Below are 25,696 nucleotides of genomic sequence, written 5' to 3' on the forward strand. Positions count from 1 at the left end.
GTTAACCCACAACCAGGTTAAGCAATTTGCCCGGAACATAGATCACTTTACGAACCGTGACCCCGTCCAGATATTTAGCGACCAGATGCTCCTCAGCGGCACGCGCACGTACCTGCTCTTCGGTTGCATCGGCAGCCACGGTGATTTTAGCGCGAACCTTACCGTTGACCTGCACCACCACCAGCTTGGAGTCTTCGACCATAGCCTGCTCGTCGGCTTGCGGCCAGGCTGCGGTATCCACATCGCCTTCACCGCCCAGCGCCTGCCACAGTGAGAAGCACACGTGCGGAGTGAACGGATACAGCATGCGAACGACTGCCAACAGCGCTTCCTGCAGCAGGGCGCGATCTTGCTCGCTCTCTTGCGGTGCACGGGCCAGCTTGTTCATCAGTTCCATCACGGCGGCAATCGCGGTGTTGAAGGTCTGACGACGGCCGATATCGTCGGTCACTTTGGCAATGGTTTTGTGCAGATCGCGGCGCAGCGCTTTCTGATCTTCGCTCAGCGTTGCCACGTTCAGCGGCTGAACGGCGCCTTTTTCCAGGTGTTCGTAGGCCAGTTTCCACACGCGTTTCAGGAAGCGGTTTGCCCCTTCTACGCCGGATTCCTGCCATTCCAGCGTCATTTCTGCCGGTGAAGCAAACATCATGAATAGACGGACGGTATCTGCGCCGTATTTCTCAACCATCACCTGCGGGTCGATGCCGTTGTTTTTCGACTTCGACATTTTGCTCATGCCAGCATAGACCAGTTCACGACCTTGTGGATCGGTGGCTTTGATAATGCGGCCTTTGTCATCACGTTCAACGTTGGCGTCGACCGGGGAAACCCAGACGCGTTCGCCGCTGTTGCCGGTGTAATAGAAGGCGTCTGCTAGCACCATGCCCTGGCACAGCAGGCGTTTTGCCGGCTCGTCGGAGTCGACCAGGCCAGCGTCACGCAGCAGCTTGTGGAAGAAGCGGAAATACATCAGGTGCATGATGGCGTGTTCGATGCCGCCGACATACTGATCGACCGGCAGCCAGTAGTTGGCAGCGGCTGGATCCAGCATCCCCTGGTCGTACTGCGGGCAGGTATAGCGCGCGTAGTACCAGGACGACTCCATAAAGGTGTCGAAGGTGTCGGTTTCGCGCAGCGCCGGTTGGCCGTTAACGGTGGTTTTCGCCCACTCAGGATCGGCTTTGATCGGGCTGGTAATGCCGTCCATCACCACATCTTCCGGCAGGATCACCGGCAGTTGGTCTTCTGGCGTTGGCATCACGGTACCGTCTTCCAGCGTGACCATCGGGATTGGTGCGCCCCAATAACGTTGGCGGGAAACGCCCCAGTCGCGCAGACGGTAGTTAACCTTGCGCTGACCAACGCCTTTGGCGACCAGTTTGTCGGCAATGGCGTTGAAACCGTCTTGGTGATCCAGACCGTCAAACTCGCCGGAGTTGAACAGCGTGCCTTTCTCGGTCATCGCTTCAGCTTGTACATCCGGTTGGCTGCCGTCGAGGGCCAGAACGACCGGTTTGATTGGCAGGCCGTATTTGGTGGCGAATTCCCAGTCGCGCTGATCGTGAGCCGGAACCGCCATCACCGCGCCGGTACCGTATTCCATCAGCACAAAGTTGGCGACCCAAATTGGCACTTGTTCGCCGGACAGCGGATGGATGGCGAACAGGCCGGTCGGCATGCCCTTTTTCTCCATCGTCGCCATTTCGGCTTCGGCCACTTTGGTGTTACGGCACTCTTCGATAAATTCAGCCAGCGCCGGGTTGTTCACCGCGCCTTGCTGCGCCAATGGGTGACCTGCGGCTACGGCCACGTAGGTCGCGCCCATAAAGGTGTCAGGACGGGTGGTGTAAACCGTCAGCTTTTCGTCGCTGCCCGCTACGTCAAAGGTGATATCCACCCCTTCGGAACGGCCAATCCAGTTGCGCTGCATGGTTTTCACCTGTTCTGGCCAGCTTTCCAGCGTGTCCAGATCGTTGAGCAGCTGATCGGCGTAGTCGGTGATTTTGATAAACCACTGTGGGATCTCTTTACGCTCAACCTTGGTGTCGCAGCGCCAGCAGCAGCCGTCGATCACCTGTTCGTTGGCCAGCACGGTCAGATCGTGTGGGCACCAGTTCACCGCGGAAGTCTTCTTGTAGACCAGGCCTTTTTCGTACAGCTTGGTGAAGAACCACTGTTCCCAACGGTAGTAGTCCGGATCGCAGGTGGCGATCTCGCGATCCCAGTCATAGCCGAAGCCCAGCAGTTTCAGCTGGTTCTTCATGTATTCGATATTGTCGTAGGTCCACGGAGCCGGTGCGGTGTTGTTTTTAACCGCAGCGCCTTCCGCCGGCAGGCCGAACGCATCCCAACCAATAGGCTGTAGCACGTTTTTACCTAGCATGCGCTGGTAGCGCGAGATCACGTCGCCGATAGTGTAGTTACGAACGTGCCCCATGTGCAGACGGCCTGATGGGTACGGCAGCATGGATAGGCAGTAATACTTTTCCTTGCTCGCATCTTCGGTAACTTTGAAAGTTTGCTTCTCTTCCCAGTGAAGCTGTACGTTCGATTCTATGTCTTCTGGACGGTATTGCTCTTGCATGGCGGCTGGTGGTCCTGTAGGTGTAAAACAGCTCCCCCTTCATCTTTCAAGCCACAGCGTTGTTGGCTGCGTACACTCAACCCAGTCACTTACCTTTGTAAGCTCTTGGGTTTCACGTACTGGCCGCCTGGCCGTGACTCGAAACCTATCGGGGGGATTTCTGTAGCATTCTGTTGAGTACTTATAGATCCGCATAGCATAGCTGATAAGACCTCCCGGCAACAACACCAAGCGCCCGACTCGACGTATTTAAAAAATACCGGCCATGATAAGACTCACATCTTGAGGAAACCATGTCTTGCCAAGTGACATCAGCAATTTACGGCTAAAATGATAAGGGATAGTTTAGGAGGTAAGCCCAGTCACGTAAGTTCATCGAGGAGAGATTATGAACAAGGTTGCTCAGTACTACCGCGAATTGGTGGCATCTCTGACAGAACGCCTGAAAAATGGCGAGCGTGATATTGACTCGCTGGTCGCGAGCGCAGAAAAACGGCTAAGCGAAGCGGGTGAACTGACGCGCGACGAAGTTGAGCAGGTTACACAGGCGGTACGGCGCGATCTGGAAGAGTTCGCTCGCAGTTATCAGGAGAGCCGGGACGAGTTTACCGACAGCGTTTTCATGCGGGTCATCAAGGAGAGCCTGTGGCAGGAGCTGGCGGATATTACCGACAAAACTCAGTTGGAATGGCGCGAGGTGTTCAAGGACGTCAGCCACCATGGCGTTTACCACAGCGGTGAGGTTGTCGGGCTGGGTAATCTGGTGTGCGAAAAATGCCACCATCATTTGGCGTTTTACACGCCGGAAGTGCTGCCGCTGTGCCCGAAATGCGGTCATGACCAGTTCCAGCGTCGGCCTTTCGAACCTTAAGCTTGCTGCGCGCCCTGGCCTCTCCGCTAGAAAAGGTCAGGGCAGGCGCTGCTCTTAGCCAAACAGTTTTTTCATCAGGTTGCCAAGAAAGCTTCCGCCGGCAGCGGCCGTAGCTACTTCAGCCTGCGGGGCGGTGTCGATTTTGGCGGGCACTTTCTGAGCCACCACAACCCGGCTTTCCTGAGCGGCTTTTTCTGCTGCTTCAGGGCCGTAAGCAAAGCCTTCCGCCAGCACGAACTCGACGTCGGTAATGCCGATAAACGCCAGGAATAGCTTCAGGTACGGCGTGATCAGATCGGTTGGCGTATCCGCGTGGATACCGCCGCGGCTGGAGATCACAATCGCTTTCTTGCCGGTGACCAGACCTTCAGAGCCTTCAGAGGTGTAGCGGAAGGTTTGGCCAGCGCGCGCCACCAGATCGAAATAGATTTTCAGCTGCGTCGGGATGTTGAAGTTGTACATCGGCGCGCTGATGATAATGGTGTCGTGCGATTTCAGCTCGGCGATCAGCTCATCGGAAAGTGCCAGCGTCTTTTGCTGATGCGGTGTTAAAGGTTTGTCACCGGCGCTAAACCCGCCAATCACTTCACCATCCAGCTCCGGCAGTGTCGGGTTGGCTAAGTCGCGAACCGTAAAGCTGTCATTGGGGTGTGCTTCATGCCACTGTTGAACAAAAAAATCGACTAATTTTCCAGACTGGGAGTAATCACCCAGGATACTTGATTTCAGGACCAGTATACGACTCATTGGGCTATCTCCAGGCTTGGTCTAAGGTGTCAGCGATGCTGTGCGTTTAACAGCATCTTAGAGGCAAGCCTGGGCCAGTGATAGCGTAAAAATTCGCTGAGTTAAATCAAAAATATTGAATGACAGGGCGGTTTCCCGCCCGGTGGTCAATAGCGGGCTACGCGCTCGGCCAACAGATCGATAAAGCCTTCGCGATCGATATCGGTCAGCACTTCAACGTTGGCCGGCTTGCCGTTCTGACCGAAGATATCCACTACGGTCATGCCGAGGGTATATTCCCCTTTGGTTTCCACGCCGACCCAGCGTTCGATACTGCCAAACAGCTGTGGTGCCAGCAGCCAGGCGATAGTGCAGGGGTCGTGCATCGCGGCACCGGGCAGCCCACGGGGATGGCTAAGGTACAGCGGCAGGTAGAAGTCGAGCATTTCGGCCACCGCCTGCGCCACCGGGTTGTTTATCTGACGGATGCGTTCGATATCATGTGGCAGCACCAGCGCCTGGTGAGTCACGTTCAACCCTGCCATGGTCAGCGGCACGCCGGATTTCAACACCATTTCGGCGGCTTCGGGATCGACATAGATGTTGAACTCTGCCACCGGGGTGGTGTTGCCGGCATTCATACCTCCCCCCATAAACACGATGCGTTCAATGTTACCTTTCAGCTCTGGGTGTTGGGCCAGCAGCAGCGCGATATTGGTCATGGGGCCGGTGACCACCAGCGTGATCGGCTGCGGACTGCTGCGTAGCAGGCTGGCGATCAGCTCTACGGCAGTTTGCGCCACCGGCTGGATGGCGGGCGTTGGCAGATGGGTATTACCCATGCCGGTTTTGCCGTGAACGTAGTCGGCAATCACCAGGTCTCGCATCAACGGCGCGGCAGCACCGGCAGCGACGGGAATGTCTTCACGCTTCATCAACGTCAACAGACCCAGCGCATTGTGCAGGGTTTTTTCCGGCGTCTGGTTACCGGCGGAGGTGGTAATGGCTTTAACGTCCAATTCTGGTGAACTCAGCGCCATGGCAAGGGCGATGGCATCGTCCAGACCGGGGTCGCAATCGATAATGATAGGGCGGGGCATGTTTATCTCCTTATTTGTTATCCAGTGAGCATCGGATCAAAATCGGAGAGAAACAAGTGCTTTTAGTGCCGGAAAGAGGGAATGAAACTGCGCCCCGGGCGGGGCGCAGGCGAGGCATCAGTGCAGGATTTTCGCCAGGAAGTCCTTCGCGCGTTCGGACTCCGGATTGTTGAAGAAGTCGTCTTTATTACGGTCTTCGACGATTTTGCCTTCATCCATAAAGATCACCCGGTTCGCCACTTTACGGGCAAAGCCCATCTCGTGGGTTACCACCATCATGGTCATGCCTTCATTGGCCAGTTCGACCATAACGTCCAGCACTTCGTTGATCATTTCCGGATCGAGCGCCGAAGTGGGCTCATCGAACAGCATGGCGATAGGATCCATGCACAGCGCTCGGGCGATAGCCACGCGTTGCTGCTGGCCGCCGGAAAGCTGGCCGGGGAACTTGTTGGCGTGTGCGGTCAGGCCGACGCGCTCCAGCAGTTTCAGGCCTTTCTCGCGCGAGGCGTCTTTGTCGCGTTTGAGCACTTTCACCTGCGCCAGCGTCAGGTTATCGATGATCGACAGGTGCGGGAAAAGCTCGAAGTGCTGGAATACCATACCGACCTTGGAACGCAGCTGCGCCAGATTGGTTTTCTTGTCGTTGACCGGAGTACCGTTCACCAGGATATTGCCCTGCTGGATCGGCTCCAGACCGTTGACGGTTTTGATCAGGGTAGACTTGCCCGAGCCTGAAGGACCGCAGACCACCACCACCTCGCCTTTTTTTACTTCGGTGGTGCAATCGGTCAGAACCTGAAAGTGACCGTACCACTTAGAAACATTTTTCAGGGATATCATCAAACAGTCCTTTTCTTCAAATAGCTTACCAGCGCCGAGGCGGCGAGACTGATAACAAAGTAGACAAAGCCGGCAAACAGGATCATTTCAACCTGGGTGCCGTCGCGCTCGCCAATGGTCGAGGCGGTACGGAAGAAGTCAGCCAGGCTCAGTACGTACACCAGGGAGGTATCCTGGAACAGTACGATGCCCTGGGTCAGCAGCAGCGGCACCATGGCGCGGAACGCCTGCGGCAGGATCACCAGCTTCATTGACTGCCATTGGGTCATGCCCAGTGCCAGCGCGGCTGAGGACTGGCCGCGGGAGATGCTGATGATACCGGCGCGGATAATTTCCGAGTAATAAGCCGCTTCAAACAGGGAAAAGGCTACCATAGCCGAGATCAGGCGAATATCGGTTTTCGGCGACAGCCCTAGAACCTGTTGTAATAAGCTTGGAACCACCAGATAGAACCACAGCAGCACCATCACCAGCGGGACGGAGCGGAACAGGTTGACGTAAACGGCAGCGAACCAACTGATCGGTTTGATGGGCGACAAGCGCATTACCGCCAGAACGGTTCCCCACAGAATACCGACGACGATGGCGGTCACGGTGATCTTCAGCGTGATCAACAGGCCCTGCAGCAGATAAGGGAAACTTGGGACAATCGATGCCCAGTCAAATTCGTACATTATTTACTCCCCAAGTTGCCGGGCAACTGCACTTTTCTCTCTACCAACCGCATAAACAGCATGATCACGGCGTTGATGGCGATATAGGCCAGCGTAATCGCGGTAAAGGATTCATAGGCATGCGCAGAGTAGTCCAGCAGTTTGCCGGCCTGGGCAGCCATGTCGACCAACCCGATAGTGGAAGCGATGGCGGAGTTTTTGACCAGGTTGAGCATTTCCGAGGTCATCGGCGGCACAATCACCCGGTAGGCATTCGGCAACAGCACGTAGCGGTAGGTTTGCGGCAGCGTCAGGCCCATCGCCAACCCGGCCGCTCTTTGACCGCGTGGCAGTGACTGAATGGCAGCACGTACCTGCTCGCAGACGCGAGCGGCAGTAAACAGCCCGAGGCACAGCATCGAGGAAACAAAGAATTGCACGTTAGGATCGAGTTCGGTTTTGAACCACATGCCGATATTCGCCGGCAGCAGTTCCGGGATCACCAGATACCAGGTAAAGAATTGGACGATCAGCGGCACATTACGGAACAGTTCGACGTAACAGGTACCGAGAGTGGAAAGAAAGCGGTTGGGCACGGTACGCAAAATACCGAATAGCGAACCGACAAAGAAAGCGATAATCCATGCACAGACGGAGAGGGCTACCGTGACCTGAAAGCCGGACCAAATCCAGCCGAGGTAGGTGGTATTCCCAAACGGGGCCTGCTGCAGGAAGATACCCCAGTTCCAATCTATTGACATAACAAACTCCGTTAAGCGGGCGCAGAGCGCCTAAAGATTGATGACTATTCAACGCCGAGGGCGCCGCGGCCAGTCGGGCTGACTTATGTGTGCGGGCATCGGTAATGCGTTATGGGAAAAATACGGGAGGGGAACGGCCTCCCGTATTCCTGTCTGTCCCAGCCATCAACAGGGCTGGTTTGGCCTGGCGGCCGCCCCAGCTCTTGTTCTATTAGTTCAATGCTTTATCGTTAGGCTCTTTGAACAGTTGCTTCATGTCGTCGGACAGTTCGAAGTTCATGTTGAGGTTTTTCGGTGGAATAGGCTGTTTGAACCACTTATCAAACCATTTTGTTGCTTCGCCTGAAGTTTGAGCCTGAGCGATGGTGTCATCGACCAGTTTCTTGAACTCAGGATCGTCTTTACGCAGCATACAGCCGTAGGCTTCTTTCGACTGCGGTGTGCCCAGAATTTCCCATTGGTCCGGCTTCTTCGCTTTCGCGCGTTCACCCGCCAGCAGGGCGTCATCCATCATAAAGGCTACTGCACGACCGCTTTCCAGGGTACGGAAGGAGTCGCCGTGGTCTTTGGCGCTGATGATGCGCATGTTCATCTTGCCGCTGTCGTTCAGTTTATTGAGTAGCACTTCAGAGGTGGTGCCTGAGGTCACCACGACCGGTTTGCCCGCCAGATCCTTGAAGTCTTTGACGTCAGAGCCTTTTTTCACCAGCAGACGGGTACCGACCACGAAAATGGTATCGGAGAAGGCCGCCTGTTTTTGGCGTTCGAGGTTGTTGGTGGTCGAGCCGCATTCGAAGTCAAAGGTGCCGTTTTGCAGCAGCGGGATACGGTTCTGTGAGGTGATCGGCAGCATTTTGACCTGCAGATCAGGAGCGTTCAGTTTTTTCTTAACCGCTTCAACGATTTGGTTGGAGTAGTCCTGGGAGTAACCCACAACTTTTTGCTGGTTGTCGTAGTAGGAGAACGGCACTGACGATTCGCGGTGGCCGACAACGATCACGCCGTTGTCTTTGATTTTCTTCAGCGTACCGGTCAGTTCTTCCGCATGGGCTACGTTACCTGCCATACCGATCAGCAGTAACGATAACGCCAATTTACGCATTTGCATGGTCCAACTCCTTTGCTGTTGTGGTGGCTCAAATTCAAAGAGCATCAGATTCTAAATGGAGATTTATTGCTCAAGTATAAAGATAGTCTTAGAACACATAACCGTTAGAAAATAGCCGATTGTGAATGAATTGAAACTAAAATGTTTCTTTTTTTGAGACGCCACGCGCACCAAATTAATGCAACAAAACCCCAATGCACCTTTGTGGTGCCGGTCATGCTCTTGAGTTGTGCACAGGTGCGACAAAACGTCAGTAAAAGTAAATCGGCTCTCTATAACAGAGTAATTAAAGCAAGGAGTGTGCCAGAAGCATTGATTTGGCGACGCTTTATGCTAGCCGCGTGGGAGAGTGCGGCGTGGCAAGCAGCAAGGTGGATGAGGGAAGCGGGGCGCTGACGGGCAGCGCCCCGGGGGCTTATTTACGGCGCAGGCCGAGGATCAACGCCAGGCCGCCAAGCAGCAGGGTGATTATCCACAATGGCGTGGCGCCAAAACGGGCATAAGGCGTTATGCCGGTGGTTGGTGTGACTTTCACCTCCAGCACCTTGCGGGTGAACTGAGGGATCTCAGCGATCACCTCACCGTTGGCGTCTACCGCGGCGGTGACGCCGTTATTGGTGCTGCGCAACAGAGGGCGACCCAGCTCCAGAGCACGCATGCGCGCCATCTGGAAGTGCTGCCATGGGCCGATGGAATGGCCGAACCAGGCGTCGTTGGAGATGGTCAGCAGGAAGTTGGTGTCCGGCCGGAAGTTGTCGCGTACCTGCTGGCCGAGAACAATCTCATAACAGATTGCCGCCGTCAGGTTATAGCCTTTCACGCTGAGCTGTGGCTGGACGTAGTCGCCACGACTGAATGAAGACATCGGTAAATCGAAGAACGGTGCCAGCGGGCGCAGCAGCGTTTCCAGCGGCACAAACTCGCCAAACGGCACCAGATGGTGCTTGTTATAGCGGTCCTTGGCCGGATAAACGTACGGCGTCGGTTCGCCCAGCACGATGGCGCTGTTGTAGATTTGCTGGCCCTGCGGCGTAGCACGCACATCAACAATACCGGTGATCAGGCTGCTGTTTTTGGCGCGCATCAGGTCATCCATCATGGTCAGGAAGCCGTTCTGGCTGGCTTCGTAATCCGGAATGGCAGACTCCGGCCAGATGATGATCGGCGCTTTGCCCATATAAGGACGCGTTTCGTCCAAATAGGTTTGCAAGGTGCTGACCAACGCTTTCGGATCCCACTTCATCGACTGAGCGATATTGCCCTGCACCATCGCGACGTTGACCGCCTTGTCCGGTTGCGGGGTAAACCAGTGCAGCTGGCGCAACGGCCACGGCAGCAACAGCAGTGCGACGGCAACCCCAGCCGCGGCGATCCGGCGCTGATTGACGGCGTACACCAACAGCCCGGCGATCGCCATCAGCATAAAGGTGATGGTATCTACCCCGAGCAACGGCGCCACGCCTTTCAGCGGGCCGTTAATCTGGCTGTAGCCAAACTGCAGCCAGGGGAAACCGGTCAGCACCCAGCCACGTAAAAACTCGGTGACTTGCCATAACACGGGCGCGGCAATCGCTAAACGGTACCAACTGGTGGTCGGCCACAGACGTGCCAGCAACCCGGCGAACAACCCGGTATACAGCGACAGGTAAGCCGCCAGCAGCACGACCAGGAAAATGTTGATGGAGAAAGGCATGCCGCCGAAGTCGGCAATGCTGACGTAAACCCAGTTGATTCCCGTCCCGAACAGACCGAAACCCCAGCAAAAACCGAGCAAGGCAGACTGTTTGGTGGTGCGGTTCAGGGTTACGGCCAACAGGCCGAACAGAGAGACAAGGGCCGCCGGCCAGATATCGTAAGGGGAAAACGCCAGCGTGCCGCTGGCGCCGGTCAACAGCGCCAGCAGGGCGCGAACCCACTGGCGTTCAAGGAAAGAGGCTTTAGCCATGTTTGATTTATTCTTCCAGTTTCGGTTGCGGAGAATCGTCCGGAATTTTTACATGAACCTGGATGATACGTCGACTGTCCGCCATCGCAACTTTAAATAGGTAACCTTCGATTTCAATGGTTTCCCCGCGTGCAGGCAGGTGACCGAAGGCCTGCATCACCAGGCCGCCGATGGTGTCGACCTCGTCGTCGCTGAAGTGGGTGCCGAAGGCTTCGTTGAAGTCTTCAATCGGCGCCAGCGCTCGCACGGTATACATATGGCGGCTGAGCTGGCGGATATCCAGATCGTCTTCGTCGTCATATTCGTCTTCGATTTCGCCGACAATCAGTTCCAGAATATCTTCGATGGTGACCAGGCCGGACACGCCGCCGAACTCGTCAATGACAATCGCCATGTGATAACGCTGGGAGCGGAACTCCTTCAGCATCCGGTCTACTCGCTTGCTTTCAGGCACCACCACGGCGGTGCGCAGCACCTTGTCGATGCTGAATTCCTCGGATTCCGCGCGCATAAACGGCAGCAGATCCTTGGCCATCAGAATGCCTTCGATGTGATCTTTATCTTCGCTGATCACCGGGAAGCGCGAGTGGGCGGATTCAATGATCACGTCCAGGCACTCTTCCAGCGTTTGGTTACGCTTGAGCGTCACCATCTGGGAGCGCGGGATCATGATATCGCGCACGCGCTGCTCGGCGATATCCATCACGCCTTCCAGCATGTCTCGGGTATCGGGATCGATCAGGTCGTTTTGCTCGGAATCACGGATCAGCTCTACCAGATCGCCACGGTTTTTGGGTTCGCCGTGGAACAGCTGGTTAAGGATAAGAGTAAAGAACCCCTTCTTGGGACTGGGGCTGTCATTGCTTTGTGAATGGTCGTCGCTCATGGCGTTTTAGTTAATATCACTCATGTCAGAGTTAGGGGAGTCAGCGGCAGCCCCATACGGGGGCTGCGGGGAAATCAGCTGACGTCAGAGGGGGTCTTTTTCCGCCAGGTACGGGTCCGGGTAACCCAGTCCGTGCATGATTTCGGTTTCCAAAGACTCCATTTCTTCGGCTTCATCGTCTTCGATGTGGTCATACCCTAGCAGATGAAGGCTGCCATGGACAACCATATGCGCCCAGTGGGCCTCCAGCGCCTTCTCTTGCTCGATGGCTTCCTGTTCAACCACCTGACGGCAGATGATCAGATCGCCCAGCAGCGGCAGCTCGATACCCGGGGGAGCTTCGAACGGGAAAGACAGCACGTTGGTCGGTTTGTCTTTGCCGCGATAGGTCAGGTTCAACTCGTTACTTTCCGCTTCATCCACCAGGCGAATGGTGACCTCGGCCTCCTCCTGAAACTGCGGCAGCACGCCTTCCAGCCAGCGCTGGAAGGTGGCTTCATCCGGCAGGCCGTTGCTGTCTGCACAGGCAATCTGCAGATCCAAAATCACCTGACTCATGGTGTCTCCTGCTCGGAGGCGATGCTCGCCTCGCGTTTACGTTGTTCGGCAATAGCATCTTTGCGTTTTTGTTCGGCGGCTTCCCAGGCTTCATAAGCGATGACCACGCGGGCCACCACCGGATGGCGTACCACGTCTTCGCTATGGAAGAAATTGAAGCTCAGTTCTTCGACGTCAGAAAGCACTTCCACCGCGTGGCGCAGGCCGGATTTTTGGTTGCGCGGCAGGTCTATCTGCGTCACGTCACCGGTGATGACCGCCTTGGAGTTGAAGCCAATACGCGTCAGGAACATCTTCATCTGTTCGATGGTGGTGTTCTGGCTCTCGTCGAGGATGATAAACGCGTCGTTCAACGTACGGCCGCGCATATAGGCCAGCGGAGCGACTTCTATCACGTTACGTTCGATCAGCTTCTCCACGCGCTCAAAGCCCAGCATTTCGAACAGGGCGTCATACAGTGGGCGCAGGTAAGGATCGACCTTCTGGCTCAGATCCCCCGGCAGGAAGCCCAGTTTTTCACCGGCTTCAACCGCTGGACGGGTCAGCAGAATGCGGCGGATCTCCTGGCGTTCCAATGCGTCCACCGCAGCAGCAACCGCCAGATAGGTCTTGCCGGTACCGGCCGGGCCGATGCCGAAGGTGATGTCGTGATCGAGAATATTGGCAATGTATTGCGCCTGATTCGGCGTACGCGGTTTCACCATGCCGCGTTTGGTTTTGATGGCCACCGCCTTGCCGTAATCCGGCACGCTGTCGGCAACCTGTTCCAGCACCCGGCTTTCTTTGATCGCTAAATGGATCTGCTCCGGGTCGATATCCGGGATCACGCCGCGAATGGGGGCGGTGTCCACATACAAATGGCGCAAGATATCGGCGGCGGCAACCACGCAAGGGTTCTTGCCGACCAGCTTGAAACGGTTGTCACGGCGGTTGATCTCAATGCCCAACCGGCGTTCGAGTTGTTTGATATTGTCATCAAACGGGCCGCACAGGCTGAGCAATCGCTTATTGTCTGCCGGCTCTAACAAAATTTCTTGTGTTGCGACGTTCAAACTATTCCTCAAGGCTCATATCGGGCCTGGTTGGTTTTCGGTACGCGCGTCCAGGGCCAAGCCTGAACTCTCTACCTTGAATTATTCATGGTGCGCCGCACTGGCGCAAGTTTACCCATGATCTATCTGTGCGTCGGCGGCAAAATTCAAGGGTCGAAGGAGGAAAAACGCGGCCAAAACAGCCGCGTAATGCTTGGGAGATTCAGGGCTGGCGATCAGTTCTTTTTCACGAATTCGGATTTCAGCTTCATCGGGCCAAAGCCATCGATCTTGCAGTCGATGTTGTGGTCACCTTCCACCAGGCGGATGTTCTTCACTTTAGTGCCGATTTTCAGCATGGAAGAGCTGCCTTTGACCTTGAGGTCTTTCACTACGGTCACGGCGTCGCCGTCGGCCAGCAGGTTGCCGTTGGCGTCTTTGACAATCAGCGTATCGCTGTCGTCCGCCGGCGCGCTGTCGCTCCACTCGTGGGCGCACTCAGGGCAGATAAACAGGTTGTTATCCTGGTAGGTGTATTCGGAGTTGCACTTCGGGCAGTGTGGGAGTTGCATGTTATGTCGCCTCTTAATCAAAAAAATAAAAAAAAGAAAATGGCCGGGCATCGAGACCCGGCTGATAAGTCATAAGGATAATCGCTGACGTGGCGTCGGGCGCCACGGCTTACTGCACTGCGGAGAGGGCGTCAGGGCTGATAAATGCCGACGCCCAGCGCGTTCTCTTTTCGGGTTCGGGCGATGACTGACTGCGGGGATTCATGCACGCGCAGGTCCATCTGCTGTTCGGTACGCACCACTGCGCCACGCAGTGTGTTGGTCAAAACCTCGGTGATTTCCACATCAACGAACTGACCGATCATATCCGGCGTGCCTTCAAAGTTCACCACGCGGTTGCAGGCTGTCCGGCCCGCCAGTTCCATCACGCTTTTGCGGGAAGTGCCTTCCACCAAAATACGCTGTACGGTTCCGAGCATTCGGCGGCTGAACTGCAGCACCTGCTGGTTGATGCGATCCTGCAGGATGTACAGACGCTGTTTCTTTTCCTCTTCGCTGACGTCATCGACCATATCGGCCGCCGGTGTGCCAGGGCGGGACGAGTAGATAAAGCTGAAGCTGGTATCAAAGTTGATCTCGGCAATCAGATTCATGGTCTGTTCGAAATCGGCCTGGGTTTCACCCGGGAAGCCGATAATAAAATCGGAGCTGAGCTGGATGTCCGGCCGCGCCTTGCGCAGCTTGCGAATGATCGCTTTGTATTCCAACGCGGTATGCGCGCGCTTCATCATGGTCAGTATACGGTCTGAGCCGCTTTGTACCGGCAGATGCAGGAAGCTCACCAGCTCCGGCGTGTCTTCATAAACCGCGATGATATCGTCGGTGAATTCAATCGGATGGCTGGTGGTGAAACGGATGCGGTCGATACCGTCGATGGCCGCCACCAGGCGCAGCAGTTCGGCAAACGAGCAAATTTCGCCGTCGTAAGTCGCGCCGCGATAGGCGTTGACGTTCTGGCCGAGCAGGTTGACTTCGCGTACGCCCTGCGCCGCCAGTTGGGCGACTTCAAACAGGACGTCATCGCTTGGGCGGCTGACTTCTTCACCGCGGGTATAAGGCACCACGCAGAAGGTACAGTACTTGTTGCAGCCTTCCATGATGGAGACGAAGGCGGTAGGGCCTTCGGCACGCGGTTCCGGCAGGCGATCGAATTTTTCGATTTCCGGGAAGCTGATGTCGACGATGGGGCTGCGGGTGCCCTGCACGTGGTTGAGCATTTCCGGCAGGCGGTGCAGGGTCTGCGGCCCGAACACGACGTCGACGCAGGGCGCGCGGCTGCGAATGTGTTCGCCTTCCTGTGAGGCCACGCAGCCACCGACGCCGATGATCAGCGCCGGGTTCTTTTCTTTCAGCAGTTTCCAACGCCCTAACATGGCGAAAACTTTTTCCTGCGCTTTCTCGCGGATCGAACAGGTATTCAGCAGCAGCACGTCCGCTTCTTCAGCGTTGTCGGTCCATTGGTAACCGTGTGTGCTTCCCAGTAAGTCCGCCATTTTCGATGAATCATATTCATTCATCTGGCAGCCCCAGGTTTTGATATGTAGTTTTTTGGTCATTGACTTGCCATTACTCAGTGCGGACGAAAGTTGCGATACGCGACATGCAGGGCGCTTATTGTAAACATTTGACGCCGTTGTGACCAGCGCGGGGAAAACACCATGCGACCTGAAGCCAAATTAAAAATCCGTTACACTGGAGCCAAACGCCATGCCGGTGGGAATGGCGATAATTCACTAAGAAAACATAGCCAATATGAACGTATCTCAAAAACGGTATGACGCCGTGGTGGTAGGCGGCGGGATGGTCGGCGCGGCCGCCGCATTGGGGCTGGCGCAGGCCGGTTGGTCGGTGGCCTTGCTGGAACATCAGGCTCCGCAGGCGTTCGATGCGCAAAGCCCGCCGGATCTGCGTATTTCCGCCATCGGCTGCACCTCGGTGGGGTTGCTGAAACAACTCGGCGCCTGGCCGGCGGTGCAAGCGATGCGCTCGGCGCCTTACCGCCGATTGGAAACCTGGGAGTGGGCCTCTTCACGGGTAGCGTTTGACGCCGCCTCGCTCGGCCTGCCGGAGCTGGGTTTTATGGTAGAAAACCGTATTTTGCAACTGGCGCTCTGGCAACAGCTGGAGCAGTGCGAAAATCTGACGCTCTATTGCCCCGCCAGGCTGCGTTCGCTGCAGCGGAATGACGACCACTGGCAAGTGACGCTGGACTCTTCACAGACGCTACAAGCACGTTTGGTAGTGGGGGCCGATGGAGCCAACTCGCAGGTGCGCAATTTGGCCGCTATCGGTACCAGCGGCTGGCAGTACCGCCAGTCCTGCATGCTGATCACCGTCGATACCGGCGAGCCGCAGCAAGATACGACCTGGCAGCAGTTTTTCCCTTCCGGTCCCCGGGCTTTCCTGCCGTTGTATGATCAATGGGCCTCGCTGGTGTGGTACGACAGCCCGCAGCGCATCCGCCAGCTGCAGGCGATGCCGCCAGCGCAGCTTGAGAAAGAGATCGCCGAAGCCTTTCCTGCCCGCTTAGGGGAAGTGAAGGTGCATGCGGCCGGATCTTTCCCGTTAGCGCGCCGCCATGCGCAACGCTACGTGTTGCCGGGGTTGGTGTTGCTCGGTGACGCGGCACATACCATCAACCCGTTAGCCGGGCAGGGAGTAAACCTGGGGTATCGTGACGTAGAAGCCTTGCTGGCGGTTTTGTGTGATGCACGCGAGTTGGGTGAAGACTGGAGCAGCGAAGCGGTGCTGATGCGTTATCAGCGTCGCCGTCGCACCGATAACTTGCTGATGCAAAGTGGTATGGATCTGTTTTATACCGCTTTCAGCAATAATTTGTCGCCGCTTTGCGTGGCGCGCAATATTGCGTTGATGACGGCCCAGCGGGCGGGCAAGTTGAAGGAACATGCGCTGAAATACGCGCTGGGGCTGTAGGCAGCCCTTCCTACAAGGGCGCAGTTCAATGTCGCGCCCTTATTCATTCTGTCTCGCCAAATTCCAGATAGCAAAAAGCCCGCCGAAGCGGGCTTTTCTAAATGTGGCTGGGGTGCCAGGATTCGAACCTGGGTATGCTGGTATCAGAAACCAGAGCCTTACCGCTTGGCGACACCCCAATGGTGTAACAGTAAAATATGGTGGCTACGACGGGATTTGAACCTGTGACCCCATCATTATGAGTGATGTGCTCTAACCAGCTGAGCTACGTAGCCATTTTTCGATATTTTACTTTAAAAGTCAACAGCATTGGTATGGCTGGGGTACCTGGATTCGAACCAGGGAATGCTGGTATCAAAAACCAGTGCCTTACCGCTTGGCGATACCCCATCAACACGTTTAACTTTTTTTGCAACATCCCCATCCTAAAAAAGATGGCTGGGGTACCTGGATTCGAACCAGGGAATGCCGGTATCAAAAACCGGTGCCTTACCGCTTGGCGATACCCCACCTGTTGCCTGCAACTCGATGAAAAGAAATGGTGCGGGAGGCGAGACTTGAACTCGCACACCTTGCGGCGCTAGAACCTAAATCTAGTGCGTCTACCAATTTCGCCACTCCCGCAAAAAAGATGGTGGCTACGACGGGATTTGAACCTGTGACCCCATCATTATGAGTGATGTGCTCTAACCAGCTGAGCTACGTAGCCATCTTTTTTCGCGCAACCTTCATCGGCGTTGCGGGGCGCATTATGCGTATATGGCCGTTTTGCGTCAACAAGTTTTTTCCCGAAAAAGCGGCTGGATGTGTCGTTTGTCTGGGTTGTGAACAGTATGGCGATAAAAGCATCAATTCAGGCAATTAATGGTTGAAAACATCAGCAAAAAGGCGGACCCGGAGGTCCGCCTTGAGACTGCTGACAAACATATAATGTTTGGCGGCAGGCGATAAAGGATTTGAAAATAAACCAGGAAAATCAATTTATTGATTTTCGGCTAAGAACACAAAGGGGGAAAAACCACGCTTTTATCCCCCTTTGTCAATAACCTGAAGGCGGACCCGGAGGCCCGCCTTGGGGAGAAAAACCGGCGTGATTATTTGTAGGCGGACTGGTGAACGCCGACTGCACGACCAGAAGGATCGTCCATTTTCTTGAATGACTCGTCCCATTCGATGGCTTTGGCTGAGGAACAGGCCACTGACGGGCCGCCAGGCACGCATTCTGCCGCGCTTGGCAGCGGGAACAGCTCTTCGAAAATTTCGCGATACAGGTAGCCTTCTTTGGAGCTCGGCGTGTTGTACGGGAAACGGAAACGTGCGGTTTCGAGCTGTTGATCGCTGATCTGCTTGGCAGCGACCTCTTTCAGCGTGTCAATCCAGCTGTAACCCACGCCGTCGGAGAACTGCTCTTTCTGGCGCCAGGCGACGCTGGCCGGCAGATAGGATTCAAAACATTCGCGCAGGATATGTTTTTCCATTTTGCCATTGCCGCACATTTTGTCCTTAGGGTTGATGCGCATAGCCACGTCGAGGAATTTTTTATCCAGGAAGGGCACACGGGCTTCCACACCCCAGGCGGACATCGCCTTGTTGGCGCGCGCGCAGTCAAACATATGCAGTGCTAACAGTTTACGTACGGTTTCGTCGTGGAACTCACGGGCATCCGGCGCTTTATGGAAGTACAGGTAGCCGCCGAACACTTCGTCCGCGCCTTCGCCAGACAGCACCATCTTGATGCCCATCGCCTTGATCTTGCGTGACATCAGATACATCGGAGTGGAAGCGCGAATGGTGGTAACGTCATAGGTTTCGATGTGATAAATCACGTCGCGAATGGCGTCCAGACCTTCCTGTACGGTGAAGTGGATCTCATGGTGCACGGTGCCCAGGTGGTTTGCCACTTCCTGCGCGGCGCGCAGATCCGGTGAACCTTCCAGACCCACGGCGAAGGAGTGCAGCTGTGGCCACCAGGCTTCGCTGCGCTCTTGATCTTCGACACGGCGTGCCGCGTACTTTTTGGTAATGGCGGAGATCACCGAAGAATCCAGGCCGCCGGACAGCAGTACGCCATAGGGTACGTCGGACATCAGGTGGCTTTTCACCGAGTCTTCCAGCGCGTTGCGCAGGGCATTGGCGTCGGTCACGTTGTCTTTAACGTTGTCGTAATCGAACCAGTCACGTTGATAATATTCGCGGATCTCGCCGTCCTGGCTCCACAGGTAGCTGCCCGCCGGGAATTCTTTAATGGTGCGGCAAACCGGCACCAACGCTTTCATTTCAGAGGCGACATACAGGTTGCCGAATTCGTCATGGCCCATGTACAGCGGGATAATGCCCAGATGGTCGCGGCCAATCAGGTAAGCGTCTTTCTCTGAATCGTACAGCGCGAAGGCGAACATCCCTTGCAGTTCGTCGAGGAAGTCAGGGCCTTTCTCCTGGTACAGCGCCAGGATCACTTCACAGTCGGAGCCGGTCTGGAATTGGTAGCGATCGCTAAACTGCTGGCGCAGCGCCTGATGGTTGTAGATCTCGCCGTTAACGGCCAGAACGTGGGTGTGCGCAGCGTTGTACAGCGGTTGGGCGCCATTGTTGACGTCGACAATCGACAGGCGCTCATGCACCAGGATGGCTTTATCGCTGGCGTAAACACCGGACCAATCCGGGCCGCGGTGGCGCATCAGACGGGACAGCTCCAGCGCTTTCTTACGCAATTCAACGGGATCGGACTTCAGATCGAGCACACCGAAAATAGAACACATATACCGACTCTCCTAACGACTTTTTTATACCTGTCATACTTCAAGTGGCTTGGGTGTTGGCTGCCTTCACTCACCCCTTGAGTAAGCTCCTGGGGCTTCGCTCAGTTGCCGCCGACAAGCAACTCGAATTATTTTGGGCATAGACTGTGATGTTGTATTTGCTGTTATAGGCAGCATGCCCGCTGCATCAACGATGGCGCGGTTTTGCTGCGTTGTGTTTATGAAAATGCGTCAAAACCGGCAGGGGATGCAAGCGTTTTAGCGCTGCGCCGAAAAATAGTTGTTTGGGGGAGGTCTAAAATTAGCGGATGTTCAGTTAAATGATATAAAAATTGATGAATATTCATTTTTTCAATCAATGGATGAGTTGCCGGGTAATTTTACCGGCAACTCATTGCCGACTATCAGGCGATCAACTGCCAAAGGGTGAAGGCCGCATCCGGCGTCCATCCCGCATTGGAGGTGTGCGCCTGCAGGCAGGTGTATTTCTTGCCTTTATACGTCACCACGTCACCGGCCTTATAGCTGTGGTTGTTCTGCCACTCGGCCACGCCCGGATCGGGAGGCGTACCGCCGTCCGAGGTTTTAACTGCCAGCGCACTGCTTGGCAGCGACGTATTGCCTTGGTTGTCGGTGGCGGTGACAAAATAGCCGTACTGAGTGGCTGCCGTCAGGCCGCTGTCCTGCAGCGACAGGCCACCGGTTTGGCCAATGGCGCTGCCGTTACGGTAAACCGTATAGTGGCTAATCGGTTTGACGCTGCTTGCCGCAGCCCAGTTCAACGTCAGCGACGTTGCGGTAATCGCGCTGGCGTTCAGCGCGGTAGGCGCTTCAGGCTTTCCCGGCGGCGGGGTGACTCCTCCCTGGATCAGCGCGGCATAACGAGTTTTGAATTCCCAGTTATAGGCCACGCCAGCCTTACTCTTGCCATTGTCCCAGTTCACCGACCAGGTCATCAGGCCCTTGATCGACAAGCTTTTGGCGTCAAGGCGCGCGAAAGCGTTATAGACCGCCTGTTTGTCGACCACATAACCGGTGGCGGCGGCATCATTGTTGGTAGGTAAACCGATCACAAATTTGGATGCCGGGATTTTGGTGTAGCCGCGGGTGCCGGTAACCAGGCTTTCGGTCAGGTAATACAGAAAGTCTTCTTTCATCGCGTCGTTATTCTGGGTGATCCAGGCGCCTTTGCCGCCATTGGCTTCATCGACCCAAATACCGTCACCGCCCTGGTTATAATATTGCGGTGCAATAAAGTCATAAAACCCTTCGAGAGCGGTAATATAATCCAGGTAAGTCCCGTTAGTCCGCAAATAAGGGAATTCTGGCGCCATGCTGACAATAAAGTTTTTACCTTCGGCGGCATAATGCGCTTTTACTTTTTTCAGTGCGGCAGGCAAAACGGTTTTATTATTGGCTGCACCGATAGCCGCCTGTTCCAGATCGATATCCAGACCGTCAAAACCGTAGGTTTCCACCAGGCGGATAATTTCATTGCTCAGTTTGTCTTCATCGCCGGTTTTCAATTCGATATGCGCGTCGGCGCCGCCCAGAGAAATCAGTACCGCGCGGCCCTGACTGTTCAGAACGCCGACCTGGCGACGGAACTCGGCATCGGACAGGTTGTAAGGCTTGAAGGTTGGGATACCCACGCCCTTCATAAAGGCTACGGCCACCACGTTATATTCGGCCGGGATGTCGGTCAGGTTCATATTGGCGAATTGGCCCTGCTGATAACCGTCACTGGCGCCGGCGGCCCAGTTGTGCCAAAAACCCATCATGATTTTTTTATTGGACATATCCGGCATGGCGGCTGCGTCATCTGCAGCTTGTGCATTGATAATGTTATCGGAGCTCATAGTAACCTCGTTATTTTAGGTAAGATTAATTCCGCACGCCGTCAATTGGGATTATTGACGGGGCGTAAATACATAGTGCGGATTTTTAACGAGGGCGGGGTGAAACCTTTTCGCGACAATAATAAATTAAATTCAAATTGGCGCGAAAATAAGGTGGCCGTGATGGCCACCTCAGCGATTAGAAAATATTGATATCGGCAACGGAAGGGAAGATGTAGCTCGGGCGGAACGGCATGGTTTCCACGTCGTTCAACGTCGAGACGCCGGACAACACCAGCACGGTTTCCAGACCGGCCTGGAAGCCCGCCAGGATATCGGTGCGCAGGTTATCGCCGACGATCACCGTTTCTTCCGAATGCGCCTGCATTTTGTTGAGCGCGGCGCGGATGATCCACGGGCTGGGTTTGCCGACGTAGAACGGCTTGCGGCCGGTGATTTTCTCGATCGGGGCGCACAGCGCGCCGCAGGCAGGCACAAAGCCATGGCCGTGAGTATCCGGGTTGGTCGCGATAAAGCGCGCGCCGTTATTCACGAAGTAGGCGGCCTTATGCATCATGTCCCAGTTGTAGGAGCGGGTTTCCCCGACAATCACGAAGTCCGGGTTGATGTCGGTAATGGTGAAACCGGCTTTATACAATTCATGGATCAGCGCGCCTTCGCCCACCACGTAGGCCTTTTTGCCTTCCTGACGGCGCAGGAAATCGGCGGTGGCCATGGCGGAGGTATAAAACGCGCTTTCCGGGACTTCAAGCCCGGCGGCGGAGAAGCGGTTCGCCAGATCCTGCGCAGTCTGCGACGGGTAGTTGGTCAGCACCACCAGCGGCATGCCCTGTTCCTGAATCCGCGCCAGGAAAAGATCGGCGCCGGGAACTGGCGTGTTGTCATGCAGCAGCACGCCGTCGATATCACATATAACGTTTTTGATTGTCATTGTTGCTGTTTCTCATGATTGGCGGCAGGCAAAACGCGAAGATAACACACCTGCCTTAGGCGGCGGATCAGCTTTCCAGCAATCGCTGCAATAGCACGCCGTTGAGCATTGCTCGCTTGGCCAGGGCGAAAGCCCCGATCGCCGAGCGATGATTGAGTTCGGAGGTGACCACCGGCAGGTTCTTGCGGAAGTCCTTCAGCACCTGAGTATTGATGCAGCTTTGGATCGCCGGCAGCAGCACTTTTTCCGCCTCGGTAATTTCACCGGCGATCACCACTTTCTGAGGATTAAACAGGTTAATGGCAATGGCCACGGCTTTGCCGAGGTAGCGGCCGACGTGTTCGATTACTTCGCTGGCCAGCAGATCGCCGCGGTTGGCGGCCTTGCAGATGGCGGAGATGCTGCAGTCGTCGAGTGTCAGCTTGCTCGGGTAGCCCTGAGTCAGTAACTGGCGCACGCGGTGTTCAATCGCGGCATTGGCGGCGACGGTTTCCAGACAGCCGAAGTTGCCGCAGTGGCAGCGTTCGCCCAGCGGGTCGATTTGAATATGGCCGATTTCGCCGACGTTGCCGTTATTACCCAGGAAAATCTGACCGTTGACGATAATGCCGGCACCGGTGCCGCGGTGCAGACGCACCAGAATGGAGTCTTCGCAGTCGCGGGTGGCGCCAAAATAGTGCTCGGCCAAAGCCAGGCTGCGGATGTCATGGCCGACAAAGCTGGTGACGTTAAAACGTTGCTGCAGGTTGTCTACCAGCGGCCAGTTGCTGACGCTGATGTGCGGCATATAGCGCACCACTCCGAGCGCCGGGTCAACCAGACCTGGCAGGATCACCGCGATGGCGATCAGTTCGCGCAGCTTGCGCTGGTAGTCTTCGATAAATTGCGCAATGGCGGTGAACAACGCATTTTCCAGTGTTTCCTGGGTCCTTTCCGGCAGCGGATAGTGCTCTTCACCGAGAGATTTTCCGCTCATGTCGTACAGGGTGATGGTGGCATCATGACGCCCGAGGCGAACGGCCACGGTGTGGAAATGCCGGGTTTCGGAGACAATGGAAATGGCGCGGCGGCCGCCGGTGGAGGCTTGCTGATCGACTTCTTTGATCAGCCCGCGCTCCAACAGCTGGCGAGTAATTTTAGTGACGCTGGCGGGCGCTAGCTGGCTCAGTTCGGCTATTTGAATGCGCGAGATCGGACCCTGTTGGTCGATCAGGCGGTAAACTGCCGCGCCGTTGAGTTGTTTGACTAAGTCAACGTTCCCTATCTGTGCCTGTCCGCCAGTACTCATCAATAATTTTACTCGCTGTCTACCCTTCATACTTCAAGTCGCAGGGGTGTTGGCCGCCTTTACTCACTCAAATCACATACCAGTGTATGCTCATTGAGGTTCGTTCAGTTGCCGCCTACCTGCGACTCGAATTATTTTGGGTATATATGTTAGTTAAACCTCGTTACCGTTAACGAGCGTTTTGGTGATGCTAAAGTCGCGGGTAAACGCGGTCAGGTTTGCCACCTTACCGGCTTCGATCGTGCCTAAACGATCGTCCACGCCGATAGCACGCGCCGGATAGAGTGTCGCCATACGCAGCGCTTCATCCAACGCGATGCCGACGTGTTCAACGCTGTTTTTCAACGCGTCAATCATGGTCAGCGCAGAGCCGCTCAGGGTGCCGTTCTCGTCCACGCACAGCCCATCGCGATAGTATATTGTTTTACCGGCAAAAATAAATTGGTCAATATCGGCACCCGCGGGGGCGGTGGCGTCGGTGACCAGCACCAATTTATCACCTTTCATGCGTTTGGCGTTACGGATACTCGCCCAGGCCACGTGATGGCCGTCGGCGATAATGCCGGTGTAGACTTCAGGCGTGTCGAAAATTGCCCCCATCAGCCCCGGTTCGCGCCCGGTGATATACGGCATGGCGTTATACAGGTGCGTGGCGAAAGTGATGCCGGCAGCAAAACCGGTGCGGGCCTGTTCGTAAGTCGCATTCGAGTGACCGGCGGACACCACGATGCCGGCGTCGGTCAGTTGCTTGATAAAGTGTGGCTCTACCATTTCCGGTGCCAGCGTCACCTTGGTGATCACATCGGCATTCGCGCACAGGTAGTCGATCATCTCGCTGGTTGGCTTGCGGATAAACGCCGGGTTATGGGTGCCTTTTTTCAACGGGCTAAGGTACGGCCCTTCAAGGTGCAGACCCAACGCCTGATTCTGGTGTTTTTTCAGATAAGCGCGCATCACTTCGATGCTGTGCTTCATAAATTCGTCGCTGCTGGTGATCAGCGTCGGCAGATAGCTGGTGCAGCCGGATTTTTCGTTGGCACGCTGCATAATTTCCAGCGTCTCTTCCGAAATGGCGTCCAGCGAATCGTTAAATTGCACGCCGCCGCAGCCGTTAAGCTGCACGTCGATCAAACCGGGGGCCAGGATAGCGCCACCCAGATCGCGCGTTTCAATGCCGGCCGGCAGTTCAGCCAGCGGGCAAACTCGTTCAATCAGCCCATCAGCGATTACCACTGCATGGTCGTCAAGTACGTCGTGGCCGGTAAAAATACGGCCGTGGGTTAAAGCGAACATCGTAGCCCCCTGCAGGAATTAAAGACTCTTCACGCTTTCCGCTTCTAATTCGCGGAAATACTTAACGGTTTTGACTTTCAGCTCCATGGTGGATGGCTCATCGCACACCACAACGGCTTTGGCATGCAACTGCAGGCAACTGATGGTCCACATGTGGTTGATGTTGCCTTCCACAGCGGCTTCCAGCGCCTGAGCCTTGGCGTGGCCGGTCACCAGAATCATCACTTCCTCAGCGTCGAGCAGCGTGCCCACGCCCACGGTCAGTGCAAACTTCGGTACCAGGCTAACGTCGCCGCCAAAGAAGCGGGAGTTGGCGATGCGGGTATCTTCGGTCAGGGTTTTGATGCGAGTGCGCGAGGCCAGAGATGAAGCCGGCTCGTTAAACGCGATATGACCGTCGATGCCAACGCCACCCATGAACAGGTTGATCTTGCCGTAGGATTTGATTTTCGCTTCGTACTGGCGGCACTCGGCGTCAACGTCCGGTGCATTACCATTCAGCAGGTTGATATTTTCGCTTGGGATATCAACGTGATCAAAGAAATTACGGTACATGAAGGTATGATAGCTTTCCGGGTGTTCCTGCGGCAGGCCAACGTATTCATCCATGTTGAAAGTCACCACATGCTTAAAGCTTACTTCACCTGCTTTGTGCATCGCAATCAGATGTTTGTACGCTTCCAGCGGAGTGCCGCCGGTTGGCAGGCCGAGCACAAACGGACGCTCCGCAGTAGGCTTGAATGCGTTGATGCGCTGGACGATATGGCGTGCGGCCCATTTGCCGACTTGTGCAGTATCTTTCAGTGGGATAAGTCTCATCTAACACCTCTTGGGGTAAGTAAACTAAAGCTATACTGGTTCGTGCCTGAACGAGAGTCTTAAGCCTAACCCAGGTTTATGATTCTCACGTGATGCGTCAGGTTCGATGATTTTTTTAATGATAAAATAAGTTTTGTGTGATGGCTAGCAATGTGGCAGCTTAAGACTGCTTTTT

21 protein-coding genes and 6 tRNA genes are annotated in these 25,696 nt (G+C 55.5%); 2 read left to right on the forward strand and 25 right to left on the reverse strand.

Going from position 1 to position 25,696, the window contains the following annotated elements; translation table 11 throughout:
• Position 1 precedes the first annotated feature (1 nt).
• On the reverse strand, positions 2 to 2,584 hold the full coding sequence (leuS, locus tag M2407_RS00865; protein ID WP_048759487.1) for a leucine--tRNA ligase: 2,583 nt from the start codon (positions 2,582 to 2,584) through the stop codon (positions 2 to 4).
• A 388-nt stretch (positions 2,585 to 2,972) separates the two neighbouring features.
• Here leuS and M2407_RS00870 point away from each other — a divergent pair, with 388 nt between their 5' ends.
• The gene (locus M2407_RS00870) at positions 2,973 to 3,455 is read left to right on the forward strand and encodes a zinc ribbon-containing protein (protein WP_046374288.1); all 483 of its coding nucleotides are present in this window, start codon (positions 2,973 to 2,975) and stop codon (positions 3,453 to 3,455) included.
• Between the two features lie 54 nt (positions 3,456 to 3,509).
• Here the strand turns inward: M2407_RS00870 and M2407_RS00875 are convergent, their stop codons facing one another.
• From M2407_RS00875 to miaB, 12 genes are all read right to left on the reverse strand, one after another.
• A complete protein-coding gene (locus M2407_RS00875; protein WP_259216556.1) occupies positions 3,510 to 4,202 on the reverse strand; it encodes an FMN-dependent NADH-azoreductase in 693 nt (230 codons plus the stop codon).
• A gap of 146 nt (positions 4,203 to 4,348) precedes the next feature.
• Positions 4,349 to 5,281, reverse strand: a complete 933-nt coding sequence (rihA, locus tag M2407_RS00880; protein WP_259216557.1) for a pyrimidine-specific ribonucleoside hydrolase RihA — start codon at positions 5,279 to 5,281, stop codon at positions 4,349 to 4,351.
• 117 nt (positions 5,282 to 5,398) lie between these two features.
• Positions 5,399 to 6,124, reverse strand: coding sequence for an amino acid ABC transporter ATP-binding protein (locus M2407_RS00885; protein ID WP_020825626.1), 726 nt, complete (start codon positions 6,122 to 6,124; stop codon positions 5,399 to 5,401).
• Complete coding sequence (gene gltK / locus M2407_RS00890; protein WP_020825627.1) at positions 6,124 to 6,798, reverse strand: glutamate/aspartate ABC transporter permease GltK; 675 nt, start codon at positions 6,796 to 6,798, stop codon at positions 6,124 to 6,126. Before gltK ends, M2407_RS00885 begins: the two co-directional genes overlap by 1 nt.
• The gene (locus M2407_RS00895) at positions 6,798 to 7,538 is read right to left on the reverse strand and encodes an amino acid ABC transporter permease (RefSeq protein ID WP_017891917.1); all 741 of its coding nucleotides are present in this window, start codon (positions 7,536 to 7,538) and stop codon (positions 6,798 to 6,800) included. The genes gltK and M2407_RS00895 overlap by 1 nt, the downstream gene beginning before the upstream one ends.
• 211 nt (positions 7,539 to 7,749) lie before the next feature.
• Positions 7,750 to 8,646 (reverse strand): amino acid ABC transporter substrate-binding protein, encoded by an 897-nt coding sequence (locus tag M2407_RS00900; RefSeq protein ID WP_020825628.1) that lies wholly within the window; start codon positions 8,644 to 8,646, stop codon positions 7,750 to 7,752.
• A 415-nt stretch (positions 8,647 to 9,061) separates the two neighbouring features.
• Entirely contained in the window at positions 9,062 to 10,591 is a 1,530-nt protein-coding gene (lnt, locus tag M2407_RS00905; RefSeq protein WP_046374286.1) for an apolipoprotein N-acyltransferase, read from the reverse strand.
• Between the two features lie 7 nt (positions 10,592 to 10,598).
• Positions 10,599 to 11,477, reverse strand: coding sequence for a CNNM family magnesium/cobalt transport protein CorC (corC, locus tag M2407_RS00910; protein WP_012005653.1), 879 nt, complete (start codon positions 11,475 to 11,477; stop codon positions 10,599 to 10,601).
• Positions 11,478 to 11,561: 84 nt separating this feature from the next.
• Entirely contained in the window at positions 11,562 to 12,035 is a 474-nt protein-coding gene (gene ybeY / locus M2407_RS00915; RefSeq protein WP_115059640.1) for an rRNA maturation RNase YbeY, read from the reverse strand.
• Positions 12,032 to 13,087 carry a PhoH family protein gene (locus tag M2407_RS00920; protein ID WP_259216559.1) on the reverse strand — a complete coding sequence of 352 codons (1,056 nt, stop codon included), beginning with the start codon at positions 13,085 to 13,087 and terminating at the stop codon, positions 12,032 to 12,034. Before M2407_RS00920 ends, ybeY begins: the two co-directional genes overlap by 4 nt.
• Positions 13,088 to 13,302: 215 nt before the next feature.
• On the reverse strand, positions 13,303 to 13,638 hold the full coding sequence (locus M2407_RS00925; RefSeq protein ID WP_020825632.1) for a zinc ribbon domain-containing protein YjdM: 336 nt from the start codon (positions 13,636 to 13,638) through the stop codon (positions 13,303 to 13,305).
• A 131-nt stretch (positions 13,639 to 13,769) separates the two neighbouring features.
• Positions 13,770 to 15,194 (reverse strand): tRNA (N6-isopentenyl adenosine(37)-C2)-methylthiotransferase MiaB, encoded by a 1,425-nt coding sequence (gene miaB, locus M2407_RS00930; protein ID WP_020825633.1) that lies wholly within the window; start codon positions 15,192 to 15,194, stop codon positions 13,770 to 13,772.
• Positions 15,195 to 15,390: 196 nt separating this feature from the next.
• On the opposite strand from miaB, the gene ubiF reads away from it, so the two are divergent.
• Positions 15,391 to 16,572 carry a 3-demethoxyubiquinol 3-hydroxylase gene (ubiF, locus tag M2407_RS00935; RefSeq protein WP_259216561.1) on the forward strand — a complete coding sequence of 394 codons (1,182 nt, stop codon included), beginning with the start codon at positions 15,391 to 15,393 and terminating at the stop codon, positions 16,570 to 16,572.
• A gap of 104 nt (positions 16,573 to 16,676) precedes the next feature.
• Here ubiF and M2407_RS00940 read toward each other — a convergent pair.
• From M2407_RS00940 to nagB, 12 genes are all read right to left on the reverse strand, one after another.
• Positions 16,677 to 16,751: transfer RNA gene (locus M2407_RS00940), tRNA-Gln, on the reverse strand.
• Between the two features lie 19 nt (positions 16,752 to 16,770).
• Positions 16,771 to 16,847, reverse strand: a tRNA-Met gene (locus M2407_RS00945).
• 40 nt (positions 16,848 to 16,887) lie between these two features.
• A tRNA-Gln gene (locus M2407_RS00950) sits at positions 16,888 to 16,962 on the reverse strand.
• Positions 16,963 to 17,007: 45 nt separating this feature from the next.
• Positions 17,008 to 17,082: transfer RNA gene (locus M2407_RS00955), tRNA-Gln, on the reverse strand.
• A 29-nt stretch (positions 17,083 to 17,111) separates the two neighbouring features.
• A tRNA-Leu gene (locus M2407_RS00960) sits at positions 17,112 to 17,196 on the reverse strand.
• An 8-nt stretch (positions 17,197 to 17,204) separates the two neighbouring features.
• Positions 17,205 to 17,281: transfer RNA gene (locus tag M2407_RS00965), tRNA-Met, on the reverse strand.
• Between the two features lie 385 nt (positions 17,282 to 17,666).
• Positions 17,667 to 19,331 carry an asparagine synthase B gene (gene asnB, locus M2407_RS00970; RefSeq protein WP_020825635.1) on the reverse strand — a complete coding sequence of 555 codons (1,665 nt, stop codon included), beginning with the start codon at positions 19,329 to 19,331 and terminating at the stop codon, positions 17,667 to 17,669.
• A 404-nt stretch (positions 19,332 to 19,735) separates the two neighbouring features.
• Positions 19,736 to 21,190 carry a carbohydrate-binding protein gene (locus M2407_RS00975; RefSeq protein WP_259216562.1) on the reverse strand — a complete coding sequence of 485 codons (1,455 nt, stop codon included), beginning with the start codon at positions 21,188 to 21,190 and terminating at the stop codon, positions 19,736 to 19,738.
• 178 nt (positions 21,191 to 21,368) lie between these two features.
• A complete protein-coding gene (locus M2407_RS00980) occupies positions 21,369 to 22,121 on the reverse strand; it encodes an HAD-IIA family hydrolase (RefSeq protein WP_020825637.1) in 753 nt (250 codons plus the stop codon).
• A gap of 67 nt (positions 22,122 to 22,188) precedes the next feature.
• Positions 22,189 to 23,409: an N-acetylglucosamine repressor gene (locus M2407_RS00985; protein WP_020825638.1), complete on the reverse strand. Its 1,221-nt coding sequence runs from the start codon at positions 23,407 to 23,409 to the stop codon at positions 22,189 to 22,191.
• 153 nt (positions 23,410 to 23,562) lie between these two features.
• On the reverse strand, positions 23,563 to 24,702 hold the full coding sequence (nagA, locus tag M2407_RS00990) for an N-acetylglucosamine-6-phosphate deacetylase (RefSeq protein ID WP_020825639.1): 1,140 nt from the start codon (positions 24,700 to 24,702) through the stop codon (positions 23,563 to 23,565).
• Positions 24,703 to 24,720: 18 nt separating this feature from the next.
• Complete coding sequence (nagB, locus tag M2407_RS00995) at positions 24,721 to 25,521, reverse strand: glucosamine-6-phosphate deaminase (RefSeq protein ID WP_012005664.1); 801 nt, start codon at positions 25,519 to 25,521, stop codon at positions 24,721 to 24,723.
• Positions 25,522 to 25,696: the final 175 nt, after the last annotated feature.

Origin of the sequence: Serratia sp. BIGb0234 (assembly GCF_024809915.1) — a bacterium.
Classification (GTDB): Bacteria; Pseudomonadota; Gammaproteobacteria; order Enterobacterales; family Enterobacteriaceae; genus Serratia; species Serratia liquefaciens.

What these genes read in the sequence shown, in the direction of transcription:
- leuS (WP_048759487.1), bottom strand. Translation starts at nt 2,584, where the DNA reads ATGCAAGAGCAATACCGTCCAGAAGACATAGAATCGAACGTACAGCTT.
- M2407_RS00870 (WP_046374288.1), top strand. Translation starts at nt 2,973, where the DNA reads ATGAACAAGGTTGCTCAGTACTACCGCGAATTGGTGGCATCTCTGACA.
- M2407_RS00875 (WP_259216556.1), bottom strand. Translation starts at nt 4,202, where the DNA reads ATGAGTCGTATACTGGTCCTGAAATCAAGTATCCTGGGTGATTACTCC.
- rihA (WP_259216557.1), bottom strand. Translation starts at nt 5,281, where the DNA reads ATGCCCCGCCCTATCATTATCGATTGCGACCCCGGTCTGGACGATGCC.
- M2407_RS00885 (WP_020825626.1), bottom strand. Translation starts at nt 6,124, where the DNA reads ATGATATCCCTGAAAAATGTTTCTAAGTGGTACGGTCACTTTCAGGTT.
- gltK (WP_020825627.1), bottom strand. Translation starts at nt 6,798, where the DNA reads ATGTACGAATTTGACTGGGCATCGATTGTCCCAAGTTTCCCTTATCTG.
- M2407_RS00895 (WP_017891917.1), bottom strand. Translation starts at nt 7,538, where the DNA reads ATGTCAATAGATTGGAACTGGGGTATCTTCCTGCAGCAGGCCCCGTTT.
- M2407_RS00900 (WP_020825628.1), bottom strand. Translation starts at nt 8,646, where the DNA reads ATGCAAATGCGTAAATTGGCGTTATCGTTACTGCTGATCGGTATGGCA.
- lnt (WP_046374286.1), bottom strand. Translation starts at nt 10,591, where the DNA reads ATGGCTAAAGCCTCTTTCCTTGAACGCCAGTGGGTTCGCGCCCTGCTG.
- corC (WP_012005653.1), bottom strand. Translation starts at nt 11,477, where the DNA reads ATGAGCGACGACCATTCACAAAGCAATGACAGCCCCAGTCCCAAGAAG.
- ybeY (WP_115059640.1), bottom strand. Translation starts at nt 12,035, where the DNA reads ATGAGTCAGGTGATTTTGGATCTGCAGATTGCCTGTGCAGACAGCAAC.
- M2407_RS00925 (WP_020825632.1), bottom strand. Translation starts at nt 13,638, where the DNA reads ATGCAACTCCCACACTGCCCGAAGTGCAACTCCGAATACACCTACCAG.
- miaB (WP_020825633.1), bottom strand. Translation starts at nt 15,194, where the DNA reads ATGACCAAAAAACTACATATCAAAACCTGGGGCTGCCAGATGAATGAA.
- ubiF (WP_259216561.1), top strand. Translation starts at nt 15,391, where the DNA reads ATGAACGTATCTCAAAAACGGTATGACGCCGTGGTGGTAGGCGGCGGG.
- asnB (WP_020825635.1), bottom strand. Translation starts at nt 19,331, where the DNA reads ATGTGTTCTATTTTCGGTGTGCTCGATCTGAAGTCCGATCCCGTTGAA.
- M2407_RS00975 (WP_259216562.1), bottom strand. Translation starts at nt 21,190, where the DNA reads ATGAGCTCCGATAACATTATCAATGCACAAGCTGCAGATGACGCAGCC.
- M2407_RS00980 (WP_020825637.1), bottom strand. Translation starts at nt 22,121, where the DNA reads ATGACAATCAAAAACGTTATATGTGATATCGACGGCGTGCTGCTGCAT.
- M2407_RS00985 (WP_020825638.1), bottom strand. Translation starts at nt 23,409, where the DNA reads ATGAGTACTGGCGGACAGGCACAGATAGGGAACGTTGACTTAGTCAAA.
- nagA (WP_020825639.1), bottom strand. Translation starts at nt 24,702, where the DNA reads ATGTTCGCTTTAACCCACGGCCGTATTTTTACCGGCCACGACGTACTT.
- nagB (WP_012005664.1), bottom strand. Translation starts at nt 25,521, where the DNA reads ATGAGACTTATCCCACTGAAAGATACTGCACAAGTCGGCAAATGGGCC.